We start from the raw sequence: 23,517 nt of genomic DNA on the forward strand, positions 1-23,517 counted from the left end.
GGCCCGGCGTCGGCGGGGCCGAGCAGCGTCGGCTCGGCGACCCCGGCGAGCGCGTCGCGCCAGGCGGCGCGGGCCGCGCCGGCGTCCTGACGCGCCAGCCAGGCCAGGTGGTCGCGGTAGGACGTCGCGGGCGGCAGCACGGACGGGTCGCCGCCCGCCTCGTACAGCCGGGACAGCTCGTCGAACAGCACCGGCAGCGACCAGCCGTCCAGCACGATGTGGTGCATCGTGACGACGAGGCGGTGCCGGTCCGGGCCGAGCCTGGCCAGCAGCAGCCGCAGCAGCGGAGGGGCCGCCAGGTCGAGGCCGCGGGCCCGCTCGTCCTCCAGCAGGCCGTCCGGGCCCGGAGCGGAGCCGGAGCCCGCCGGGTCGGCCCCGCTCGTCAGGTCCACCTCGCGCCAGGGCACCTCCACGTGCCGCGCGACGGCCTGGACGGGCCGGTCGAGCCCCGCCGGCTGCCGGAACGCCGCGCGCAGGTTCGCGTGCCGGTCCAGCAGCCGCTGCCAGCAGGTCCGCAGGAGGCCGGTGTCCAGGGGGCCGTCGAAGTCGAGCGCGCGCTGCCAGAGGTAGACGTCCTCGGCTCGGTCGTCGTAGCGGGCGTGGAACAGCAGCCCGTCCTGGAGGGGGGACAGCGGCCACACGTCGGCGAGGCCCGGTTCGAGCTCGTCCACCTGGTCCGGGGTGAGCGCCACCAGGGGGAAGTCCGACGGCGTGTGCCCGCCCGCGCCGGGCGTCGCCGAGTGCGCGGCGAGTCCGTCGAGCATCGCGGCCCAGGCCGCGAGCAGGTCGTCCAGGTCGGCGTCCGTGAACAGCCCGGCGGGGGCGGCCAGCGAGAGCGTCAGCTCAGGCCCGGACGGACGGTCCAGCACGATGCCGCCCGCTTCCAGCGCGTACGCCAGGGCCATGCCGGGGTCGGCGACGCCGCCCATCGCGTCCGTCCCGGCGGGCTGCCACAGGGCGTCGCGGCGCGTGGCCGGGGTGTCGGCGTCCGGCGCGGTGAACCGGCCGAGGTAGTTGAAGGAGACCTCCGCGGAGGGGAGGCCTGCGAGAGGCGCCGGAGCGTCCGGCCCCGGGTACCGCAGGAGCCCGTAGCCGAGCCCGTCACCGGGAACGGCGCGGCGCTGCTCCTTGATCCGCTTCAGCAGCGTTCCGGCGGCGGGCCCGCCGGTCCGCACCCAGGCCGGGTGGGTGGTTCCCGGATCCAGCCGAACGGGGTGGACGGCGGTGAACCAGCCGACCGTCCGGCTCAGGTCGAGCCCTTCGGCGCCGCGTCCGTGGCCCTCGACGTCCACCAGGACCCCACCGGACAGACCGTCGCGATCCTCGGCGAGCGCCGCCACCAGACCGGCGAGGAGAACGTCGTCCACCCCGGCGTGGAACGCCGAGGGGACTGTGGACAGCAGCGCGGAGGCCACGCGCTCCGGCAGTGCCAGGGACACCCGGCGCGTCCCGGCTCCCACGGTGTCGCGGGACGGGTCGAGGGCCCGCTCACCGAGGGGGTTCGGCTGCGGGCCGTCGAGCAACCGCGTCCATTCCGCAAGCTCGCCGGTCCGGTCCTGCTGGGCGAGACCGGTCGCCCAACGCCGGAAGGACGTGGGGACCGGGTCGAGGTCGCCGCCCTCGTAGGCGGCCGCCAGGTCCGGGGCGAGGATCCGCCAGGACACCCCGTCGATGACCAGGTGATGGGCGACGATCAGCAACCGGCCGGGCGTGGCGGGTCCCGCGTCGAACCACACCGCCTGCACCATCACACCCGCGCCCGGATCCAGCCGGTCCGCGGCCGCGCGGAGTTCCGTCTCGACGTCTTGCCCGGCGGCCCGCTGGACCAGCTCTTCTGCCCGCACCGCTCCCTGCGGGGGCACCACCAAGCGCCCTCCGGCCTCGTCCAGGCGAGCACGCAGCACGTCGTGGCGTTCGAGGACGGCCTGCACCGCACCGACGAGGCGCTGCCACTCCAGATCGGCCGGAACGGCAAGGACCATCGACTGGGAGAACGTGTCACTCAGCCCGTGCCGCCCGGCCACCTCCCGCATCACCGGTGTCAGCGGAACGTCCCCGACGCCGTCGTCCTGTTCACCGGAGGTCGCGGCGGCCTCGGCCTCGGCGACCCGGGCGAGGGCGGCGGGCGTCTTCTCCTCGAAGACCTGCCGGGCCGTGACCACCAGACCCGCCCGGCGGGCCCGCGACACCACCAGCATCGACATGATCGAATCGCCGCCCAGCTCGAAGAACGAGTCCTCCGCACCGACCGACTCCAGGCCGAGAACCTCGGCGAACAGACCGCACAGGATCTCCTCGGACGGCGTGACCGGTTCCCGGCTCGTGGACAGGGCCCCGAAGTCCGGTGCGGGCAGCGCGGCCCGGTCGACCTTGCCGTTGACCGTGACGGGGAACTCGTCCAGCACGACGAACGCGGCCGGAACCATGTAGTCGGGGAGTTTCACTGCCGCATGCTCGCGCAGCGTTTCGGCGGAGGCGTCCGCGACGAGGTAGGCGACGAGACGCTTGGTCCCCGGCTGGTCCTCACGCGCGAGAACGACGACCTGGCTCACCGCGTCATGCGCCGCCAGGACCGACTCGATCTCGGCCAGCTCGACCCGGAACCCACGGATCTTCACCTGGTCATCGACACGCCCCGCGAACTCCAACAGACCATCGCCCGTCCAGCGGACCAGGTCACCTGTCCGGTACATCCGCCCGCCGGAACCGAACGGGCACGCCACGAACCGCTCAGCCGTCAGCGCGGACTTTCCGATGTACCCCCGCGCCACCCCGGAGCCGGCGACATACAGCTCGCCCGTCACACCGGGCGGGACGGGCCGCAGATACTCGTCCAGGACATAGGCGCGGGCGTTGTCCATCGGACGCCCGAGGGGAAGGGAGCCGGGAACCTCCCCCGGATCGGTGAAGGGAAGCTCTGTGGTGAACGCGGTGGTCTCGGTCGGCCCGTAGGTCGTCCGCACCACGAGGTCCGGATGGGTGTCGAGCAGGGTGCGGACGGCGATCGGGGACACCACGTCGCCGCCCGTGGACACCTCGCGCACTCCGGCGAACATCTCCGGAGCCTGCTCCGCCAGGGCCGCGAACAGTCCGGCCGTCGCGTGGACGTTCGTCACACCATGCTCGGCGACCAAGGCCGCCCGCTCCCGGACGTCCACTTCACCGGACGGCACGACGACCAGCCGACCGCCCCGAGACAGCGACACCCAGATCTCGTACGTCGACGCGTCGAACGCGTGGTTCGCCTGGACGAGGACGCTCCGCATGACGTCGTCGTCCCAGCAGCTCGCGGCGCAGAAGTCGGCGACGTTGGCATGCGTGACCGCCACGCCCTTCGGCGTCCCCGTCGACCCCGACGTGTAGATCACGTACGCCAGCCGGTCACCGCCCACGCGGACGTCGACGGAAGTGTCGTCCTCGCTCAGGGAACCGAGGAACTCCTCGTCCACCACCACGACCGGACGCGCGTCGGCGATCATGAACGCGATCCGCTCGGGCGGATACGACGGATCGACCGGCAGGTACGCGGCCCCGGCCTTCAGCGTCCCGAGCAGCACGGCGACCAGGTCGGCCGACCGCTCCAAACGGACACCCACCAGGTCCTCGCCGCGGACACCGCGCTCGACCAGCGTCCGTGCGACGCGGTTCGCCCGGGCGTCGAGTTCGGCGTACGTCCAGCGGACGTCCCCGAACACCACCGCCACCGCGTCCGGCGAACGCCGCGCCCGCGCCTCGAACGATTCCGCCGGCGAACCCGCCACCACCGGACGCGCAGTGTCGTTCCAGCCCTCGACGACCAGCTCACGTTCCCCGGGCGCCAGAACCTCCAGGTCCCCCACCCGGGCGTCCGGGTCGGCCGCCACCTGCTCCAGCACCCGGACGAACCGGTCGAGCAGGCTTTCCGCCAGGGGCCCGGAGATCGCGCCGGGCCGGTAGTCGAGCCGGAGTTCGAGGTCGCCTGTGGGCATCACGCCGAGGATCAGCGGATAGTGCGCCGCGTCCTCACCCGTCATGCCGGTGACCTGGAGGCCGCCGGCGTCCGCGGGACGGGCCGGGCTCCGGGGGAAGCTCTCGTAGACGACCAGGGTGTCGAAGGTCGCGCCCGGCCCCGCGGTCCGCTGGATCTCCGCGAGCCCCAGGTGGTGGTGGTCGATGACCTCGGACTGGCTCCGCTGGAGCGCGGTGAGCACCTCGGCGACGGACCGCGCGGGCTCCAGCCGGACGCGCACGGGGACGGTGTTGAGGAACAGGCCCGGTATCCGCTCGACGCCGGGCAGTTCGGCGGGGCGGCCCGCCACCGAGGCGCCGAACACCACGTCGGCGCGTCCGGTCAGCAGCCCGACCAGGACCGCCCAGGACGCCTGGACGACCGTGTTGAGGGTGACGCCGTGCCGGCGCGCGACCTCGCCGAGCGCGGCGGTCAGCTCCTGGTTCGCGCGTGCGTAGGCGTAGCGGGGCGCGGCCTGGCCTGTGGACCGGTCGCCGGGCGCGACCAGGGTCGGTTCGGTGACACCGGCGAGCAGTTCCCGCCAGGCGTCGCGGGCCGCGTCCCTGTCCTGGCGGGCGAGCCACGACAGGTACTCCCGGTAGGAGGTCGCCGGCGGCAGCCCGCCGGTGCCGCCTCCCGCCGCGTACACCTGTTCCATCTCCTCGAACAGGACGGGCAGCGACCAGCCGTCCATCAGGATGTGGTGCATCGTGACGACGAGGCGGTGCCGCTCCTCCCCCAGCCTGATCAGCAGCAGCCGGATGAGCGGAGCCTCGGCGGGGTCGAAGCCGCGGTCCCGTTCCTCCTCGGCCAGCCGGTCCGCCGCCGCTTCGGCCTCCCGTCCGGGCGCGCCGGACAGGTCCGCCTCACGCCACGGCGGGGTCACGTCCCGGGCGATCACCTGGATGAGCCGGCGCAGCCCGGCCGGCTGGCGGAACCCGGCCCTGAGGCTGGGGTGCCTGTCCAGCAGCGCCGTCCAGGTCGCCCGCAGGACGTCCGGGTTCAGCGGGCCCGCCAGGTCGAGGACGCGCTGCTCGACGTAGGTGTCGCCGCCCTGCCCGTCGTAGTGGGCGTGGAAGAGCAGTCCCTCCTGGAGCGGGGACAGCGGCCACACGTCGACGAGCCCCGGGCAGGCCTGGTCCAGGTCGTCGATCTGCGCCTGGTCGAGGGTGACCAGGGAGAAGTCGGAGGCCGTGTGGCCGCCTCCGCCGGGCGTGGCGGCGTGCGCGGCCAGCCCGCCGAGCATGGCGGCCCAGCTCGCGGCCAGACGGTCGAGCGCGGCGCCGGTGAACCGTCCGCCGGGACCGGTCAGTTCGAGGGTCAGCCTGGTGCCGTCCGGGAGGGCTTCGGCGAACGCGTCGGCTTCCAGGACATGCGTCCCGGCCGCCTCCATGTCGCTCGCCGCCGCCATGCCCCCGGGGACCGGCCGCCAGTCGCCCCCGGTCATCGCGGTTCGTCCGAGGTAGTTGAAGGCGACCTGCGCGGACGGAAGGTCGGCGAGGACGGACGCGGTGTCGGGGCTGAGATGGCGGAGCAGCCCGTACCCGAGCCCGTCGCCGGGGACCGCGCGCACCTGCTCCTTGATCAGTTTGATCAGGCGTCCGGCGTCCGGGCCGCCCGCCCGCACCTGGGCGGGGTCGGTGCCGGCAGGGTCGATCCGGACGGGGTGGACGGCGGTGAACCAGCCGACCGTCCTGCTCAGGTCGAGCCCGTCGGCGCCGCGTCCGTGGCCCTCGACGTCCACCAGGATCCCACCGGACAGACCGTCGCGCCCCTCGGCGAGCGCCGCCACCAGACCGGCGAGGAGGACATCGTCCACCCCGGCATGGAACGCCGAAGGGACCGCGGAGAGCAGCGCCGCCGCCGTCTCCCCCGTCAACGTGACCGAAGCCCGTCCCGTCGTTTGGCCCTCGGTGGCGTCGGCGACGAACGTCTGCGCGCCGTCGAGCAACCGCGTCCATTCCGCAAGCTCGCCGGTCCGGTCCTGCTCGGCGAGACCGGCCGCCCAACGCCGGAAGGACGTGGGGACCGGGTCGAGGTCGCCGCCCTCGTAGGCGGCCGCCAGGTCCGGGACGAGGATCCGCCAGGACACCCCGTCGATGACCAGGTGATGAGCGACGATCAGCAACCGGCCGGACGTGGCGGGTCCCGCGTCGAACCACACCACCTGCACCATCACACCCGCGCCCGGATCCAACCGCCCCGCCGCCGCACCGAGTTCCGCCGCGACGTCGTCCTGCGTGGAAGCCCGCCGAACCAGATCCTCCGCCCGCGCCGCACCCGCCGGAGGCACCAGCAAGCGCCCCTCGGCCTCGTCCAAGCGAGCGCGCAGCATGTCGTGGCGGTCCAGGACGGCCTGCACGGCCGTGACCAGGCGTTCCCACTCCAGATCGGCCGGGACGGACACCAGCGTCGACTGGCAGAACCCGCCGCTGAGGCCGCCCTGCCCGGCCACCTCCCACATCACCGGAGTGAAGGGAACCGAGCCGGTTCCCTCGTCCACGACCTCCGGGGCGATCGCCGCGTCGGTCTGGGCCGTCCGGGCGAGCGCGGCCGGATTCTTGTGCTCGAACACCTGCCGGGCGGTGACGACCAGGCCCGCCCGGCGGGCCCGCGACACCACCAGCATCGACATGATCGAATCGCCGCCCAGCTCGAAGAACGAGTCCTCCGCACCGACCGACTCCAGGCCGAGCACCTCGGCGAACACCTGGCACAGGACCGCTTCGGCCGCCGTGACCGGTTCCCTGCTCGTGGACAGGGCCCTGAAGTCGGGCGCTGGGAGCGCGGTCCGATCGACCTTGCCGTTGGTGGTCATGGGGAACTCGTCCAGCAGGACGAACGCGGCCGGAACCATGTAGTCGGGGAGTTTGGCGGCCGTGTGCTCGCGCAGTGTGTCGGCGGAGGCGTCCGCGACGAGGTAGGCGACGAGGCGTTTGGTCCCTGGCTGGTCCTCACGCGCGAGGACGACGACCTGGCTCACCGCGTCGTGCGCCGCCAGAACCGCTTCGATCTCGGCGAGCTCGACCCGGAACCCGCGGATCTTCACCTGGTCATCGGCGCGTCCCGCGAACTCCAACAGACCATCGGCCGTCCAGCGGACCAGGTCGCCGGTCCGGTACATCCGCCCGGCGGGCCCGAACGGGCACGCCACGAACCGTTCGGCCGTCAGCGCTGGATTCCCCACATACCCGCGCGCGACGCCCTCACCCGCGACATACAGTTCGCCGGTCACGCCGGGCGGGACGGGCCGCAGGTATTCGTCCAGAACGTAGGCGCGGGTGTTGTCCATCGGGCGGCCCATCGGCACGATCCCGTCGGCCTGGCGAGGGTCGGTCAGGGGCATCTGCGTGGTGAACGCCGTGGCCTCGGTCGGGCCGTACGTGGCTCGCACCACCAGGCCCGGATGCGCCTCCAGCAAGGTCCGGACGGCGATCGGAGAGATCACGTCGCCGCCGGTCAGTACCTCGCGGACGCCGGTGAACATCTCCGGGGCCTGCTCGGCCAGGGCCGCGAACAGGCCCGAGGGCGCGACCACATGCGACACCCGGTGTTCGGCGACCAGCGCCGCCCGCTCCCGCACGTCCACCTCCCCCGAAGGCACGACGACCAGCCGACCGCCGCGCAGCAACGGCGCCCAAATCTCATACGTCGACGCATCGAACGCATGGTTGGCCTGGACCAATGTCCGTTCCAGCACCTCATCCCGCCAGGCGGCGTCACCACAGAAGTCGGCGACGTTCGCATGCGTGACGGCCACGCCCTTCGGCGTCCCCGTCGACCCCGACGTGTAGATCACATACGCCAGCTGACCAGCGGAAATCTCGACCTCGACCGGCGACTCGTCCTCGCTCAGGGCATCGAGGAACTCCTCGTCCACCACCACGACCGGACGGGCGTCGGCGAGCATGAACGCGATCCGCTCGGACGGATACGACGGATCGATCGGCAGGTACGCGGCCCCGGCCTTCAGCGTCCCGAGCAGCACGGCGACCAGGTCGGCCGACCGCTCCAAACGGACGCCCACCAGGTCCTCGCGGCCCACGCCGCACGCACGCAACGTCCGCGCCACACGATTCGCATGGGCGTCCAACTCCGCATACGTCCACAGCTGCGGGCCGAACGCCACCGCCGTCGCGTCGGGCGAACGCCGCACCCGCTCCTCGAACAGCTCCACCAGCGAACCCGCCACCACCGGGCGCGCGGTGTCGTTCCAACCCTCCACGACCAGCTCACGTTCGCCGGGCGTCAGAACCTCAAGGTCCCCCACCCGCGCGTCCGGGTCGGCCGCAACCTGCTCCAGCACCCGGACGAACCGCCCCGCCAGGGCCCGCGCCGACGCCTCGTCGAACAGGTCCCGGGCGTACTCCAGGGTCCCGTCCAGGCCGTCCCGGCCGCCGTCCCGTTCGACCAGGGTCAGGGAGAGGTCGAACTTGGCGGGGAGCGCCTCGATCGGCAGCTCCTCCACGTCGAGACCGGGCAGGTCCCACCGGATCGGGGGAAGGTTCCGGACGGTCAGCATCACCTGGAACAAGGGGTGCCTGGCCAGCGACCGCGCCGGGTTCAGTTCCTCCACCAGGCGCTCGAACGGCAGGTCCGGGTGCGCGTAGGCGGCGAGGTCGGTCTCCCGGACGCGCGCCAGCAGTTCGGTGAACGTCGGGTCGCCGGCCGTGTCCGTCCGCAGCACCAGGGTGTTGAGGAAGTGTCCGACCAGTCCTTCCGCGGCGGGTTCGTCGCGACCGGCGACCGGGGTGCCGAGGGGGATGTCGGTTCCCGCGCCGAGCCGGGACAGCAGTGCCGACAGCGCCGTCTGGAGCACCATGAACAGGGTCGCGCCGTGGCGTCGGGCGAGGCCGGTGAGCGCGCCGTGGACGTCGGTGTCCAGGTGCAGCGGTACGGTCCCGCCCGCGAACGAGGCGACGGCGGGGCGCGGGCGGTCCGTCGGCAGGGCCAGTTCCTCGGGCGCTCCGGCGAGGGCCTCGCGCCAGTGGGCGAGCTGGCCCGCCGCCAGGCCGTCCGGGTCCGCGCCGTCGCCCAGGACCTCGCGCTGCCAGAGGGCGTAGTCGGCGTACTGGACGGGCAGCGGCTCCCAGTCCGGGGCGTGTCCCCCGCGCCGCGCGTCGTAGGCGGTTCCCAGGTCGCGGGCGAGGACTCCCATCGACCAGCCGTCCACCGCGATGTGGTGGGCGACCACGAGCAGGACCGCCTCGTCCGCCGTCAGCGTCAGGAGCGCGGCCCGCCACGGCGGTTCGGCCGTCAGGTCGAAGCCCCGGTCCAGTTCGGCGGCGATCGCCCGGTCCAGGTCGGCTTCGGTGGTCGTGCCGCGCGCCAGGACCGGACGGCCCGCGGCGCCTTCGAGGATCCGTTGCGTCGGCGTTTCGCCGCGTTCGGGGAACACCGTGCGCAGGCTCTCGTGCCGCTCGGCCACGTCGGCGAGCGCGGCGTCCAGGGCCGCGGCGTCCAGGGCTCCGTGGACGCGCAGCGCGAGTCCGATGTTGTAGACGGCCTCGGCCCCGCCCCGCTCGAGCCGGTCGAGGAACCACATCCGCTGCTGGGCGAACGACAGCGGCAGGACGCCGGGGCGCGGACGGCCCGACGTCAACGGCGTCCGGGTCCGCCCCCGGGGCCCGTCCACGAGACGGGCGACCGCCGCCACGGTCGGGTCGGCGAACAGCTCACGGATGCCGACCTCGGTCGAGGCGACCGAGCGGAGCCGCGCGAGCAGCCGCATCGCCAGGAGCGAGTCGCCGCCGAGGGCGAAGAACGAGTCGTCCGCGCCGACCGTGTCCAGGCCCAGGACCTCGGCGAACACCCCGCAGAGGATCTCCTCCGCGGGTGTCGCGGGCGCACGGCCCCGCGACGCCCCCGCCAGGTCCGGCGCGGGCAGCGCGGCCCGGTCCAGCTTCCCGTTCGCCGTCACCGGGAACTCGTCCAGCACGACGAAGACGGCCGGAACCATGTACTCCGGCAGCCGCCCCGCCACGTGTTCGCGGAGCCGCTCCCCGGACGCCGCGCCGGTCACATATGCGACCAGCCGCTTGACGCCCGGCTGGTCCTCGCGCGCCACGACGGCGGCCCGCTCCACTCCCGGATGGGCGGACAGGACGTTCTCGACCTCGCCGAGCTCGATCCGGAAACCACGGACCTTCACCTGCTCGTCGGCGCGCCCGCCGAACTCCAGCTCACCGTCACGGGTCCACCGCGCAAGGTCTCCGGTCCGGTACATGCGGCGCGAGGGCTCGAACGGGCACGCGACGAACCGTTCGGCCGTCAACGCGGCCCGGTCCAGGTAGCCCCGCGCCAGGCTCGGCCCGGCGACGTACAGCTCTCCGGTCACGCCGGGCGGCACCGGGCGCAGCGCCTCGTCCAGGACGAAGACGGACGTGTTCCAGATCGGGCCGCCGATCGTCACCGGCGCACCCGGCTCGTCCGGCGCACCCGGTGCGAGCGGGGCGCTCATGGTCGCGCAGACTGTCGTCTCGGTCGGGCCGTAGGCGTTGACCATCCGCCGCCCGGTCGCCCACCGCTCCACCAGCCCCGGCGGACACGCCTCACCCGCCACGACCAGCGTCTCCACGCACTCCGGCAACTGCTCCACCGTGGCCAGCAGAGACGGCGGAACCGTCACGTGCGTCACACCCAGATCCGCCAGCAGCGGTTCGAGCCGTCCCCTCGGCGGCATCCGGTCGGCGTCGGCGAGCAGCAGCGTCGCGCCGGACAGCAACGCCATGCACATCTCCGACACCGACGCGTCGAAACCCAGCGCCGCCAACTGCAACACCCGCGAACCCGACCGCACGGCGAAACGCTCCACCTGCGCCCCCGCCAAGCCGGCCAGGCCGCGATGCGACACCACCACGCCCTTCGGCGTCCCCGTCGAACCCGAGGTGTAGATGACGTAGGCGGCCTGGTCGCAGGGCACATCGACGTGCAGGGGGGCGGTGTCGTCGCTCAGCGAGCGCAGGAACGGCTCGTCCACGACCAGCGCCGGAGCGGCGTCGCCGACCATGTAGGAGATGCGGTCGGCCGGGTACGCCGGGTCGACCGGCAGGTAGGCGGCACCGGCCTTCGCGATCGCGAGCAGCACCGCGACGAGGTCGGGCGAGCGGTCCAGCAGCACGGCCACCAGGTCCTCGCGCCGGACGCCATGGTCGGCCAGCGTGTGCGCGATCCGGTTGGCGCGCGCGTCGAGCTGGGCGTAGGTCCATCGCGTGCCGCCGGACTCCACCGCCACCGCGTCGGGCGTCCGTTCCGCCTGCGCCTCGAACAGCTCGGCCAGCGACCCGTCCATGACCGGACGACCGGTGTCGTTCCACGCCGACAGCACCCGGTCGCGCTCGTCACCGACCAGGACGTCGAGATCGGCGACCCGCACGGACGGGTCGGCCGCCACCTGCTCCATGACGGTGGTGAGCCTGGCCACCAGGAGCCGGACGGTGTCGGCGTCGAACAGCTCGGCCGCGTACTCGACGGTCCCGGTGATCCCGGCGCCCTCGCCTCCCTCCCCGCCGCGCGTCTCGGTGAGGACGAAGGACAGGTCGAACCGTGCGGCGGCGGCCTCCGAGGGCGGCTGGATCCGCCGGATCCGCAGGCCGGACGGGGCCCAGGCGTCCTGCGCCTCGGGCACGTGGTCCAGCGCCAGCATCACCTGGAACAGCGGGTGGCGAGCGGCGGAACGCGCCGGGTTGATCTCCTCCACCAGGCGTTCGAACGGCAGGTCCTGGTGCGCGTAGGCGGCGAGGTCGGTCTCCCGCACCCGCGTCAGCAGTTCCGCGAACGTCGGGTCGCCGCGCAGGTCGGTGCGCAGCACCAGCGTGTTCGAGAAGAATCCGGCCAGGTCGTCCAGCGCCGCGTCACCGCGACCGGCGACCGCCGTCCCCAGGGGCACGTCGGGGCCCGCGCCGAGCCGGGACAGCACGGCCGCGAGGGCGGCCTGCACGACCATGAAGGTCGTGACGCCGCTGCTCCGCGCCAGCCGGGTCAGCCTGGTGTGCAGGCCGGCGGGCACGTCCAGCGGAACCGCGGCGCCCCGGTAGGACGCCTGGACGGGGCGGGGACGGTCCGCCGGCGGCGTCAGCTCCTCCGGCGCGCCGGCCAGCGCGTCACGCCAGTACGCGAGCTGCGCCGCGATCGGGCTCGCGGGATCGCGGGGGTCGCCGAGGACGTCCCGCTGCCACAGCGCGTAGTCGGCGTACTGCACCGGCAGCGGATCCCCGTCGGGGGCGCGGCCCTCTCGCCGCGCCGTGTAGGCCAGGCCGAGGTCACGGGCGACGATGCCCATGGACCACGCGTCCAGGACGATGTGATGGGCGACCAGCACCAGCACCGCGTCCGTCTCCGACTGCACGAGCAGCCGTGCCCGCCATGGCAGTTCCCGCGTCACGTCGAAGCCGCGGCCCAGTTCCGCCGCGAGCGCCCGGTCGAGATCCTCCTCACCGATCCGCTCGACCACCGGTTCCGGGCGTCCGGCCGGGCCCTCGAGGATCCGCTGGCGGGGCACGCCGTCCACGTCGGGGAAGACCGTGCGCAGGCTCTCGTGACGGTCGGCCACGTCGCCGAGGGCCGCGCGCAGCGCGTCGGTGTCCACCCCGCCCCGCAGGCCGAGGACGAGCGGGACCGTGTAGGCGGCCCCCGCCCCCGCCCGCTCCAGCCGGTTGAGGAACCACATCCGGCGCTGCGCGGAGGACAGCGGAATCGGGTCCGGACGCTCCCGGACGGTGAGCGCCACCGGACGCGCCCGATGCCGCCCGGCGCCGACCAGACCGGCCACGGCCGCCGGGGTCGGCTCGGCGAAGACCTCCCTGATGCCCACCTCGACGTCCAGGGCCGCGCGGATCCGGCCGATCAGCCGCATCGCGAGCAGCGAGTCGCCGCCGAGTTCGAGGAACGAGTCGTCCGCGCCGACCGTGTCCAGGCCGAGGACCTCGGCGAACAGCCCGCACAGGATCTCCTCGGCGGCGGTGGCCGGGGTGCGGCCGGCGCCGTGCGCGGCGAAGTCGGGGGCGGGCAGCGCGGCCCGGTCGACCTTGCCGTTCACCGTGACGGGCAGGTCCGGAAGGACGACCACGGCCGCCGGGACCAGGTGCTCGGGCAGCCTCTCCGCGAGGTGGTCGCGCAGCCGCCGGGCGATCCCGTCGTCCGACGCGCCGCCGGCCGCCAGGGGGCCGACCGTGGCGTAGGCGACCAGCCTGCGGGTGCCCGGCGGGTCCTCCCGCACGACGACCACCACGCGCCGCACCGCCTCGTGCCCGGCCAGGACCGCCTCGATCTCGGCCGGCTCGACCCGGAACCCGCGGATCTTCACCTGGTCGTCGGCGCGCCCGGCGAACTCCAGGAGGCCCTCGGGTGTCCGGCGGGCCAGGTCACCGGTCCGGTACATGCGCGCGTCCGGGCCGAACGGGCAGGCCACGAAGCGTTCGGCGGTCAGCCCCGCGCGTCCGAGGTAGCCGCGCGCGACGCCGGAACCGGCCACGTAGAGGTCGCCGATCTCCCCTGGCGGGACGGGACGCAGCGCCTGGTCCAGCACGTGGATCCGGGCGTTGTCCATCGGGACGCCCAGCGGGACCGTCCCGTTCACCTCGCCGGGATCGGTGAACGCGAGTTCCGTGGTGAACGCGGTCGTCTCCGTCGGGCCGTAGGTGGTGCGGACCACCAGCCCCGGGTGCGCCTCGAGCAGGGTTCGGACGGCCTCCGGGGACACCACGTCGCCGCCCGTGGACACCTCGCGGACTCCCGCGAACATCTCCGGAGCCTGCTCCGCGAGCGCCGCGAACAACCCGGCCGTCGCGTGCACGTTCGTCACACCATGCTCGGCGACCAACGCCGCCCGCTCCCGGACGTCCACCTCACCCGAAGGCACGATGACGAGCCGACCACCGCGCAGCAGCGGCACCCAGATCTCATACGTCGACGCGTCGAACGCATGATTCGCCTGCACCAGCACACGCCGGACGACCTCATCGCCCCAGCAACTCGCGGCACAGAAATCGGCGACGTTCGCCTGAGTGACCGCCACGCCCTTCGGCACACCCGTCGAACCCGACGTGTAGATGACGTACGCCAGCTGGTCAGGTGACACGTCCACCCCGACAGGGCCGCCGGCGGTGTCGGTGTCGGTGAGGGTTTCCAGGAAGGGGGCGTCCACGACCGTGGCCGGGCGCGCGTCGGCGAGCATGAACTCGACGTGCTCGGCCGGGTAGGACGGGTCGATCGGCAGGTAGGCCGCGCCCGCCTTCAGCACGCCGGCCAGCACCGCGACCAGGTCGGCGGACCGGTCCAGCAGGACGCCGACCAGGTCCTCGTGGCCGACGCCCCGCGCGCGCAGGGCGTGCGCGATCCGGTCGGCGCGCGCGTCCAGTTCGGCATAGGTCCACCGGACGTCGCCGAACACCACCGCCGCCGCGTCCGGTGTCCGCGCCACCTGGGCCTCGAACAGCTCGGCCAGCGAAGACAAGGAAGTCATCTGGGTCCTCTCCCAAGAACACGGGCGGGGAAGATCCGGCCCGCGCGCCGTGCGGGCGGGGCACGCGGGCCGGTCGACGGTCCGGACGTCACGGTCGGGGCGTCACGGGCAGGGCGTTACGGGGTGGGGCGTCAGCGACCCGGCGACGCTCCGTTGGGCGGTTCCAGTCCCTGCCCGTCCCGCCTGGGGCCGGGCACCCCGGAACCTGGGGCCGGGCCGCCGATGGGCAGGGGCGCCGGGCCGGGTCCGTTCGGGACGGGCCCGCCGGGCATCGGGCCGCCGGGCATCGGGCCACCGGGCATCGGGCCGCCCGGCAAGGGCCCACCCGGCACCGGGCCTCCGGGCATGGGGCCGGGGAACGGGCCGCCCGCGGGTCCGGGCTCGTCGCGGAGCATCGGGCGGGCGGCGGCGAACTGCGTCCGGCACAGCTCGGCGTACAGGCCGTCCCGGTCGAGAAGTTCCTCGTGCGTGCCGCTCTCGCGGATCCGGCCGCCGTCCACCACGAGGATCTGGTCGGCCTCCCGGATCGTGGACAGCCGGTGCGCGATCACCAGCGAGGTGCGGCCCGCCAGCGCGGTCGCCAGGGCCCGCTGCACGGCCGCCTCCGACTCGGAGTCCAAGTGCGCGGTCGCCTCGTCCAGGATCACGATCCGCGGCTGCTTCAGCAGCAGCCGCGCGATGGCGATCCGCTGCCGCTCTCCCCCGGACAGGCGGTAGCCGCGGTCGCCGACCACGGTGTCCAGGCCGTCCGGCAGGGACGCGACCAGGCCCCAGATCCGTGCCGCCTCGCAGGCGGCGACGACCTCGTCCTCGGAGGCGTCCGGGCGGGCGTAGAGCAGGTTGGAACGCAGCGTGTCGTGGAACATGTGCGCGTCCTGGGTGACCACCCCGATCGTGTCGCGCAGCGAGTCCAGCGTGGTGTCCCGGACGTCCTGGCCTCCGATCCGCACCGTTCCGGACGTCGCGTCGTACAGCCGCGGCACCAGGTGCGTGATCGTGGTCTTGCCCGCCCCGGAGGGCCCGACCAGCGCGGTCAGCCTCCCGGCGGGCGCGCGGAAGGAGACCTCCCGCAGCGTCGGCTCATCGTCCGCGCCGTCCGCGCCGCCCGCGCCGGACCCGCCGTTCGGCGAGGGCCGGCCGAACAGCTCCAGCGACGCGACCGACACCTCGCTCGCCTTCGGGTACCGGAACGAGACCGCGTCGAACTCGATGTCCATCGCACCACCGCCCGCCGTTTCCACGGCTGCCCCGGCGGGTTCTCGCACCCGCACCCCGGACGGTCCGGCGGAGGCGGCAGAGGCGGAGGCGGCAGAGGCGGAGGCGGAGGCGGAGGGACGGTCGTCGCCGGTGCCCAGCGGACGGGCGTCCGGGGCCTCGGTGATCAGGGGCTTGAGGTCCAGCACCTCGAAGACGCGGTCGAAGCTGACCAGCGCCGTCATCACGCTGGCCTGCATGTTCGACAGCTGGTTGATGGGGCCGAACAGCCGCCCCAGCAGGGTCGCGAGCGCGACCAGGGTGCCGAGCCGGAAGTCCCGCTCGATGACCAGCGCGCCGCCCATGCCGTACACGACGGCGGTGGCCAGCGACGCGATCAGCGTGACGGTGATCAGCAGCAGCTGCGAGTAGACCGCGGTGGTCACGCCGATGTCGCGGACGCGGCGGGCGCGGCGGCCAAACAGCGCGGCCTCGTCACCGGGCCGCCCGTACAGCTTGGCCAGCAGCGCGCCGGTGACGTTGAAGCGCTCCTGCATGAGCGCGCCCATCTCGGCGTCGAGCTGCATCGACTCACGGACGAGCCGCTGCAGCCTGCGCCCGACCAGCCGTCCGGGCAGGGTGAAGAACGGCAGCGCGGCGAGCGCGATCAGGCTGATCTGCCAGGACAGGTAGAACATCGTGCCGAGCACCAGGGCGAGCGTGAGCACGCTGGACAGCACGTTCGACAGCAGCGCGGTGATCGCCCGCTGCGCGGCGATCACGTCGGTGTTCAGCCGGCTGACCAGCGAGCCGGTCTGGGTCCGGGCGAAGAACGCCAAGGGCTGGCGCTGGACGTGCTCGAACACCTCGACCCGCACGTCGCAGATCAGCCCCTCGCCGATGCGCGCCGACAGCACGCTGTCGGCCCAGCGCATCAGCGCGTCCAGGACCGACAGCCCGGCGACGCCCAGCGCGACCCAGACCACCACCGAGGTCTTCTCGGGGATGATCCCCTGGTCGATGATGACCTTGAAGGACATCGGGATCGCGACCACCACGCCCGCGCCGAGCGCGGTGAGCAGCAGCAGCGCCGTCACCTGCCACCGGTAGGGGCGGGCGTAGGGAAGGATGCGCCGGAGGGTGCCGGGCCGCACCCGCTGCCGGGTCAGCCCGTCCCCCATCGGGCCGCCCATCATCACCGGACCCGGACCGCCGATCATGGCAGCGAAACCTCATTTCTCCTCGACCCGCGGCCGGACGGCGACATTCACTCGGCCTTTTCGTACTGGCGCATTTCCTCGACGAGGCTCAGCGGCCGCATGTCGGTCCAGTTCTGTTCGATGAACTCCAGGCAGACGGCCCGGGAGTCCTCGCCGTGCGCGATCGTCCAGCCCTGCGGGACCTCGGCGAACGACGGCCACAGCGAATACTGGCCCTCGTCGTTGGTGAGCGCCAGGAAAGTGCCGTTCTCATCGTCGAAAGGATTGGCCATGTCCACCCCTCTGATCGGTTCACCGGACACGCTAGCCACGCTCCGGAAAGTGCATCAAGGCGCACAGTTGGACGTTGGACGAGATCAATTCCCCCGCCAGCGCGGCGGGCGTTTCTCGGCGAACGCGCGCGGCCCCTCGGCGGCGTCGGCGCTGCTCCTGCGGCGCCGCTCCCAGACGTAGTCGGCGGTGAACGCGTCCGGCAGCGGCAGATCCAGCGAACGCGCCACGGCCTCCTTGACGGCGCGCAGCGACAGCGGCGCGCAGGCCAGCAGGTCCTCCACCCAGCCCGCCACGCACCCGTCCAGCCGCTCGGCCGGGACGACCTCGTTGACCAGGCCGTACTCCAGGGCACGCGCCGCCGACATGCGCCGTCCCGTCAGCAGGTGGCCCATCGCGGCCTTGAGGGGGATCTGCCGGGGCAGCCGGAACGCGCCGCCCGCGCCGGGGACCAGGCCGAGCCTGGCCTCCGGCAGGCCGAACACCGCGTCCGACGAGGCGACGATCAGGTCGCAGGCCAGGGCGAGCTCGAACCCGCCGCCCAGCGCGTACCCCTGAACCCGCGCCAGCACCGGCTTGGACAGGGTGAACCGTTCGGTCAGCCGGGGCCATCCGGGCAGGCCCCGGCTGCCGAACGTGGTCGCGGGCGCGCCCTGCTCGCCGAGCCGGGCGCGCTCCTTCAGGTCCTGTCCGACCGAGAAGGCCCGGTCGCCCGCCCCGGCCAGCACCACGACGCGGACCGCGTCGTCGGCCTCCACGTCGTCCCAGACCTGCGCGAGTTCCTCGTGCATGCGCAGGTCCATGGCGTTGAGGACGTCCGGCCGGTCCAGGGTGACGTGGGCGACGTGGTCCTTCTTCTCGTAGCGGACGCGCCTGCCGGCCGGGGCGGGATGACCGGTCATGCCCGCCGGGCTCCCGCCGAGAACCGGCCGACCTTGGCCAGCACGTCCTGCCCGTAGATGCGCAGCGCCTGCTGCAGCGCGAACTCGGCCATGTAGCGCCGGAACCCCTCGACCGGCTCGTCGGCGAGGTTGAGCATCCTGCGGTTGGTCACCACGGCCGGGCCCTGGAGCCGCCCCACCGCGCGCTCGACCGCGGCGTCCATGTCCGGGCCGGGCGGGGCGACCTCGTCCACCAGGCCCGCGGCGTCCGGCTCGGTGGCCCAGATCCGGCGGCCGCTGAGGATGACCTGCCGCGACACCCGGGGGCCGGTGAACCGCCCGAGCCGGAGGTTCCCGACGCCCGGGATGATCCCCTCCTGCGCGGCGGGCAGGCTGAAGTAGGCGTCCGCGGCGGCGATCACGTGGTCGAAGGCGAGCAGCAGCTGGGTGCCGCCGCCGATGGCGAACCCGTCGACCGCCGCCACCCAGGGCTTGTCCCGGGTGGGCCAGTGCCACGGCTCGCCGTCCGGCGCCCGGACACCACGGATGATCTTGCTGATGTAGCCGAGCTCCCGGCGGAGCAGGAAGCCGACCAGCGAGATGCCGCCCGCGTGCAGGGCCTTGAGGTCGATCCCGGCGCTGAACACGCGCCGTCCCGCATGGCGGGGGTGGCTCATCGGGCCGCCCCGGACGAGCCCGACCCGCACCTGCGGGTCGAGCAGCGCCAGGTCGACGGCGGTCTCCATGTCGTCGACCTGCGTCTCGTCCTCGGCGTTCAGCCGGTCGTCCCGGCAGAGCGTCAGGTACGCCACGCCGTCGCGGCGTTCGAGCCCGACCGCCTCCATCCGCAGGCTCCCGGTGCGGGTGAACTCCGGCAGCAGGTCCAGCGCCCGCCGGGTCGGCGTGAGCATCGCCTCCAGCAGGTGCGGCCCGGCGACCGGGGAGCGCAGGACACCGCGCAGGAAGATGCCCTGGTCGATCTCCCGGCCTTCCTTGTCGGCCTGCGGGCGGGATCGTTCGGCGGCCAGCTGCCCGGCGGTCGGGACGAGCCCGGGGTAGGCGTCGGCGGCCGCCGTGACCAGCTCCTGGATGCGCAGGTACCGGGTGCGGCCGTCGGTGAGCCGGTCGTAGACCTGTTCGGCGTGCTCGTCCATGAACCGCATCCGCGTCCGCCGGACGGCCTCGGCCTCGGCGTCCAGCGCGGCACGCTGCGCGGCCGTGCGGCCGGCGGGCGGCGGCGTCACGTCCAGCAGGTCCTCGAACCGGGCCGCGGCCTCCCAGAGGCCCGGCTCGGTCACAGCGGTCACGAACGGACCCCGACGGACCGGCGCAGCTCCCGGTCGCACGCGGCGAGGTGCGCGCCCAGGGCGTCCTCGTAGCTGGTGGTGACCGCGTCGAGCATGAGCTGGCGGCGGATGGACAGCTCCGGGCCCGAGTGGACGCCGTCGCGGCGGGCCAGCTCGGTCAGGGCGACGGCTGGGTCGTCGGTGACCTCGTCGACCAGGCCGATCGCGGCGGCCTCCTCGGCGGTGATGGGCGTGCCGAACAGCACGGCCCCGCGGACCCGCGCCGCGCCCGCCTGGTTGACCAGCCGGAACAGGGCCAGCCCCGGCCAGGTCGCGGTGCGCTCGGACGGCACCAGCAGCCGCGTCCCGGGCCGGGCGATCCGGCGGTCGGTGGCCAGCAGCGCGTCCAGCGCGGCGCCGCCGCAGTCGCCCGCGGCGACCGCGACCGTGGTCATGGGTAACCGCTCCAGCCGCCGCAGCACGCGCTCCCACCGGTTCACCGTCGGCAGGTCGAGCCCGTCGGTCCAGCCCGGCGCCGGCGCGCCCGACACGTGGACCAGGACGACGCCGGGTCCGCCGTGGTCCTCGGCGCGGTCGCACACCGCGGCCGCGGCCGCGACCGTGTCGGCGTCGAACGGACGCGAGCCGTCGACACGCAGTTCCAGATCGTCGAACACGCTGTTCCCACCTTCGAGCACGTCGTCCCTGCCGTCGAGCACGTCGTCTCCTCTCACCACTGCACCAGCGCCGTCTCGAGCGTGGAGCCCGGCCCCATCGTCATCAGCACCCCGTAGTCCCCGGGCCGGGTGACGCCCTCGCGGACCAGCCGCTCGTAGGAGAACAGGAACGATCCGCTGGACAGGTTCCCGTAGTCGCGCAGCACCCCGGTGGTGTGCCGCACGTCGTGCCGGCGCAGCCCGAGGTTCACCACGACCGCGTCCACGACCTTCTTGCCGCCGGAGTGGACGAGCCAGTGCCCGATGTCGCTGCGGCGCAGGCCCGTGCCGTCCAGCAGCCGGTCCAGGACGATCTCGGCGTGCGCGCCGACCACGTAGGGGATCTGCGGGTCCAGGAAGAAGCTGAACCGCCCCTGGTCGCGGTCCCAGTCGTAGCGCATGGCGTCCACCGCGTCGGTGACGATGCAGCTGGCGAACTTCAGGATCCGCGGCCCGTCCCCACTCGCCGTGGACGGGCCCGGCGAGGTGGACGGGGTGGAGGGGTCGGCCGGGGTGGAGGGGGCGGTGGCCTCGGAGACCAGGGCGACCGCGGCCGCGCCGTCGCCGAAGAGGCTGTTCACCACGGCGGTGCGCATGCTGGAGTCCAGGGCGTAGGCGGCCGAGCACGCCTCGGTGCAGAGCACCACGGCGAGCTCGCCGGGGTGCGCGACGGACCAGCCGTTGACGACGTTCAGGGCGTTCAGGCCCGCGTTGCAGCCCATGCCGACGATGTCGGCGCGGCTGCAATGCCGGTCGATGCCGAGTTCCCTGATCAGCAGGGCGCTGATGCCGGGGGTGAGGAAGCCGGTGGTGGTGACGCAGGTCAGGTGGGCCAGGTCCGAGAGGCTGCGGCCGGCGTTCTGCAGGCAGGCCAGGAGCGCCTCGGCGCCCATCTCCAGGGCCAGCCGCTTGTGCTTGTCCAGCAGGTCGCCCTGCGGCTCGGGATGGCGCAGGCCGTCCGGGCCGGGCTCGGGCAGCGTGAGGTGGCGGCGCTCGATGGCGCTGTTGAGGAACACCGACCGCACCTTCGGGTCGGTGACGCCGAGCGCCTCGAGGACCTCGGACTGGGTGTGGACCTCCGCCGTGCTGGCGGTGCCGACCCCGGCGATGCGGGCGAGGACGCGGGCGGGCGCCCGTTCGGGCGCGGTCTCCTGAACGAGGACGGTCATCGGAAGGTCCACCCCCACATCCGTGGCTTGCTGCGCGGACAACGTGTGCTGTGCACGGTGCTGCTCCTTCGGTGCGATGGGTCGTGTCGGTGTGATGGGTCTGGTGTCGGTTCGGTGGCCGCGGTCGGGCGACGCGCCGGTCACGGACGCGCCGGTCATGGGCACGCCGGTCATGGGCACGGCGGTCACAGACGCGGCGCGTGCGCCTCGATGAAGCGGGTGAGCCGGGCGATGCCCTGGTCGATCTGCTCGGCGGTCAGGTAGCTGGTCGACAGCCGGAGCTGCCGGCGGCCGCCGCCCTCGGGATGGAAGTACGCCATGGGCGTCCAGATGACCCCGAACTCGCGTGCCGAACGGTCCAGCGCCGCCTCGTCGGCGTCGAACGGCACGTCGACGCGGATGAAGAAGCCGCCGGTGGGGGTGTTCCAGTCGACGCCGAGGGCGGCGCGGCGGGCGGGCGGCAGGTGCCGCTCCAGCGCCTCCAGGGTCGTGCGCATGGCGTCGCCGTAGTACTCGGCGTTCGGGTCGTTGAACCGGGACAGCCGTCCGTCCGCCGCGAGCAGGACGCCGGCGACGGCGGCCTGGCTCAGCGCCGGGGTGTTGACCGTGACCATGCTCTTGATCTTGGCGAGCTCGTCGGCCAGCAGTCCGCTCCGCCCCTGGGCGTCCACCACCCGCTGGTCGGCGATCACGAACCCGACGCGCGCGCCCGGGAAGACCGTCTTGGAGAACGAGCCGATGTGCACCACGCCCCGGTCGCGGTCCAGGGACTTCAGGGTCGGGTGCGGGGGCCCGGGGCTGACCAGCCGGTACGGGGTGTCCTCCAGGACGAGCATGCCGTGCCGGGCGGCGAGGTCGAGCAGGTCCCGGCGGGCCTGCGGGTCCATGGTGGTGCCGGACGGGTTGGAGTGGTCGGGGACGACGTAGAGGGCGCGTGCCCGGCGTCCCTTCGCCCGTTCGGCCAGGATCGCCGCCTCGACGTCGGCGTGGTGCAGGCCGTCGGCGCGCTCGGGCACCGAGGTGACCGGCAGGTTCAGCAGGCACGCGGCCCCGGTGATGCCCACGTAGCAGGGGCTGGCGACGAGCAGGACGTCCTCGGGGCCGGCGAACAGGGCGCGCAGTGTGAGCAGCATGCCCTCCTGCGCGCCGACCGTCACCACGATCGACTCCGGCGGGACCTCGACGCCCTCGTCCCGGGCGAGCCAGTCGGCGATGATCGTGCGGATCAGGCCGGGCGTCGGACCGTACTGGAACAGCACGGTCCGGATCTCCTCCTCCGAGCGGCCCTGGTCCGCGAGGTGGTCCAGATAGCGGCGCATGTATCCGAAGATCTGCTCGTTGCCGAAGAAGCCGTCATAGGGACGGCCGGGCGCGAAGGAGACCGCCGCGGGATAGCGCAGCGTGATCTCGTTCAGGAACGTCATCGTGTCCAGCAGCGGACTGGCGACGCTGGCGTGCAGGGTCTCCTTCCGGAGCACCCCGTCCCGCGCCAAAAGCTGATCGGTCATTGGGACCCCAGACGGCATTGGTCGTAGGCTGGCCAGGAGCGAAATCCGGGCCAGCATGACATGCGGCGACGGAGCCGAACAAGGACGGCCGCATTGTCCAAGCCGGGCCGCTCGGGTCCATTGTCCAAGCGTCTGAATCGCCGGTTGGACGCGGGAATGCGCAGCCCGCGGGCGCGTTGAGTTCCGAGTCCGGACGAAGTTACGATCACCACGCCCCCGTAGCCCAATTGGTAGAGGCGAACCCCTTAAAAGGGTTTTGGCTGTCGGTTCAATTCCGATCGGGGGCACGCGTCGCGTCCCCCGGGCGGCACTCGGGCCGTCCGGGGACGGCGCGTCCGGAATCGGGCGCCGGGCGGGTGCGGGCCGCGGCGCGGGCGGTCACGATCAGGGCGGTCACGATCCGGGTGGTCACGCCTCGGCGGGCGTGGCCGGGAGGTCGGGCGAGACCCGCGGCAGGTCGGTGCGGCGGCGGATCCGCAGCTTGCGGTAGATCCTGGTCAGGTGCTGCTCCACGGTGCTGGCCGTGACGTGCAGCCGACGCGCGATCTGCCGGTTGGTGAAGCCGCCCGCGGCCAGCCTCGCGACCCGCCGTTCGGCCTCGCTGAGCCCGGTCAGCGGGTCCGGGGCCGGGTCCGGCGCGCCGGACGCGCCCGGCCCCCTGGAACCGGTCGGCCCCTCGGCCGTGGCCGCCTCCTCCGGCACGGCCGGCTCCTCGAGCATGAACCGGGCGTCGGGCGGCAGGCGGAACCCGGGCGGGGACCGGTCGGACTCCTCGGACGGGGCGGGCGCCTCGGACGGGGACGGCGCGGGCGCCCGGAAGGCC

9 protein-coding genes and 1 tRNA gene are annotated in these 23,517 nt (G+C 73.6%); 1 reads left to right on the forward strand and 9 read right to left on the reverse strand.

From position 1 onward, the window contains the following. The 8 genes from EBO15_RS36350 to EBO15_RS36385 form a co-directional block, all read right to left on the reverse strand. Positions 1 to 14,450, reverse strand: a 14,450-nt coding sequence (locus EBO15_RS36350) for a non-ribosomal peptide synthetase (protein WP_147481819.1), incomplete at its 3' end; no start/stop codon positions are given. A 131-nt stretch (positions 14,451 to 14,581) separates the two neighbouring features. Beyond that, a complete protein-coding gene (locus tag EBO15_RS36355; RefSeq protein ID WP_122199017.1) occupies positions 14,582 to 16,864 on the reverse strand; it encodes an ABC transporter ATP-binding protein in 2,283 nt (760 codons plus the stop codon). A 47-nt stretch (positions 16,865 to 16,911) separates the two neighbouring features. Continuing rightward, a complete protein-coding gene (locus EBO15_RS36360) occupies positions 16,912 to 17,136 on the reverse strand; it encodes an MbtH family protein (RefSeq protein WP_122199018.1) in 225 nt (74 codons plus the stop codon). An 84-nt stretch (positions 17,137 to 17,220) separates the two neighbouring features. After that, a complete protein-coding gene (gene dpgD / locus EBO15_RS36365) occupies positions 17,221 to 18,036 on the reverse strand; it encodes an enoyl-CoA-hydratase DpgD (RefSeq protein ID WP_122199019.1) in 816 nt (271 codons plus the stop codon). Further along, the gene (gene dpgC, locus EBO15_RS36370; RefSeq protein ID WP_122199020.1) at positions 18,033 to 19,322 is read right to left on the reverse strand and encodes a (3,5-dihydroxyphenyl)acetyl-CoA 1,2-dioxygenase DpgC; all 1,290 of its coding nucleotides are present in this window, start codon (positions 19,320 to 19,322) and stop codon (positions 18,033 to 18,035) included. The genes dpgD and dpgC overlap by 4 nt, the downstream gene beginning before the upstream one ends. Beyond that, a complete protein-coding gene (gene dpgB / locus EBO15_RS36375; protein WP_233616684.1) occupies positions 19,319 to 20,020 on the reverse strand; it encodes an enoyl-CoA-hydratase DpgB in 702 nt (233 codons plus the stop codon). Before dpgB ends, dpgC begins: the two co-directional genes overlap by 4 nt. 11 nt (positions 20,021 to 20,031) lie before the next feature. After that, a complete protein-coding gene (gene dpgA / locus EBO15_RS36380) occupies positions 20,032 to 21,186 on the reverse strand; it encodes a 3,5-dihydroxyphenylacetyl-CoA synthase DpgA (RefSeq protein ID WP_122199022.1) in 1,155 nt (384 codons plus the stop codon). Positions 21,187 to 21,371: 185 nt separating this feature from the next. Further along, positions 21,372 to 22,694 carry an aminotransferase-like domain-containing protein gene (locus EBO15_RS36385; RefSeq protein ID WP_199745026.1) on the reverse strand — a complete coding sequence of 441 codons (1,323 nt, stop codon included), beginning with the start codon at positions 22,692 to 22,694 and terminating at the stop codon, positions 21,372 to 21,374. A gap of 212 nt (positions 22,695 to 22,906) precedes the next feature. Here EBO15_RS36385 and EBO15_RS36390 point away from each other — a divergent pair. Continuing rightward, positions 22,907 to 22,981, forward strand: a tRNA-Leu gene (locus EBO15_RS36390). Positions 22,982 to 23,102: 121 nt separating this feature from the next. Here the strand turns inward: EBO15_RS36390 and EBO15_RS36395 are convergent. Next, positions 23,103 to 23,517 (reverse strand): LuxR C-terminal-related transcriptional regulator (locus EBO15_RS36395; protein WP_233616685.1); only part of this gene is annotated, 415 nt, incomplete at its 5' end.

Source organism: Actinomadura harenae (assembly GCF_003696215.1).
Lineage (GTDB): Bacteria > Actinomycetota > Actinomycetes > Streptosporangiales > Streptosporangiaceae > Spirillospora > Spirillospora harenae.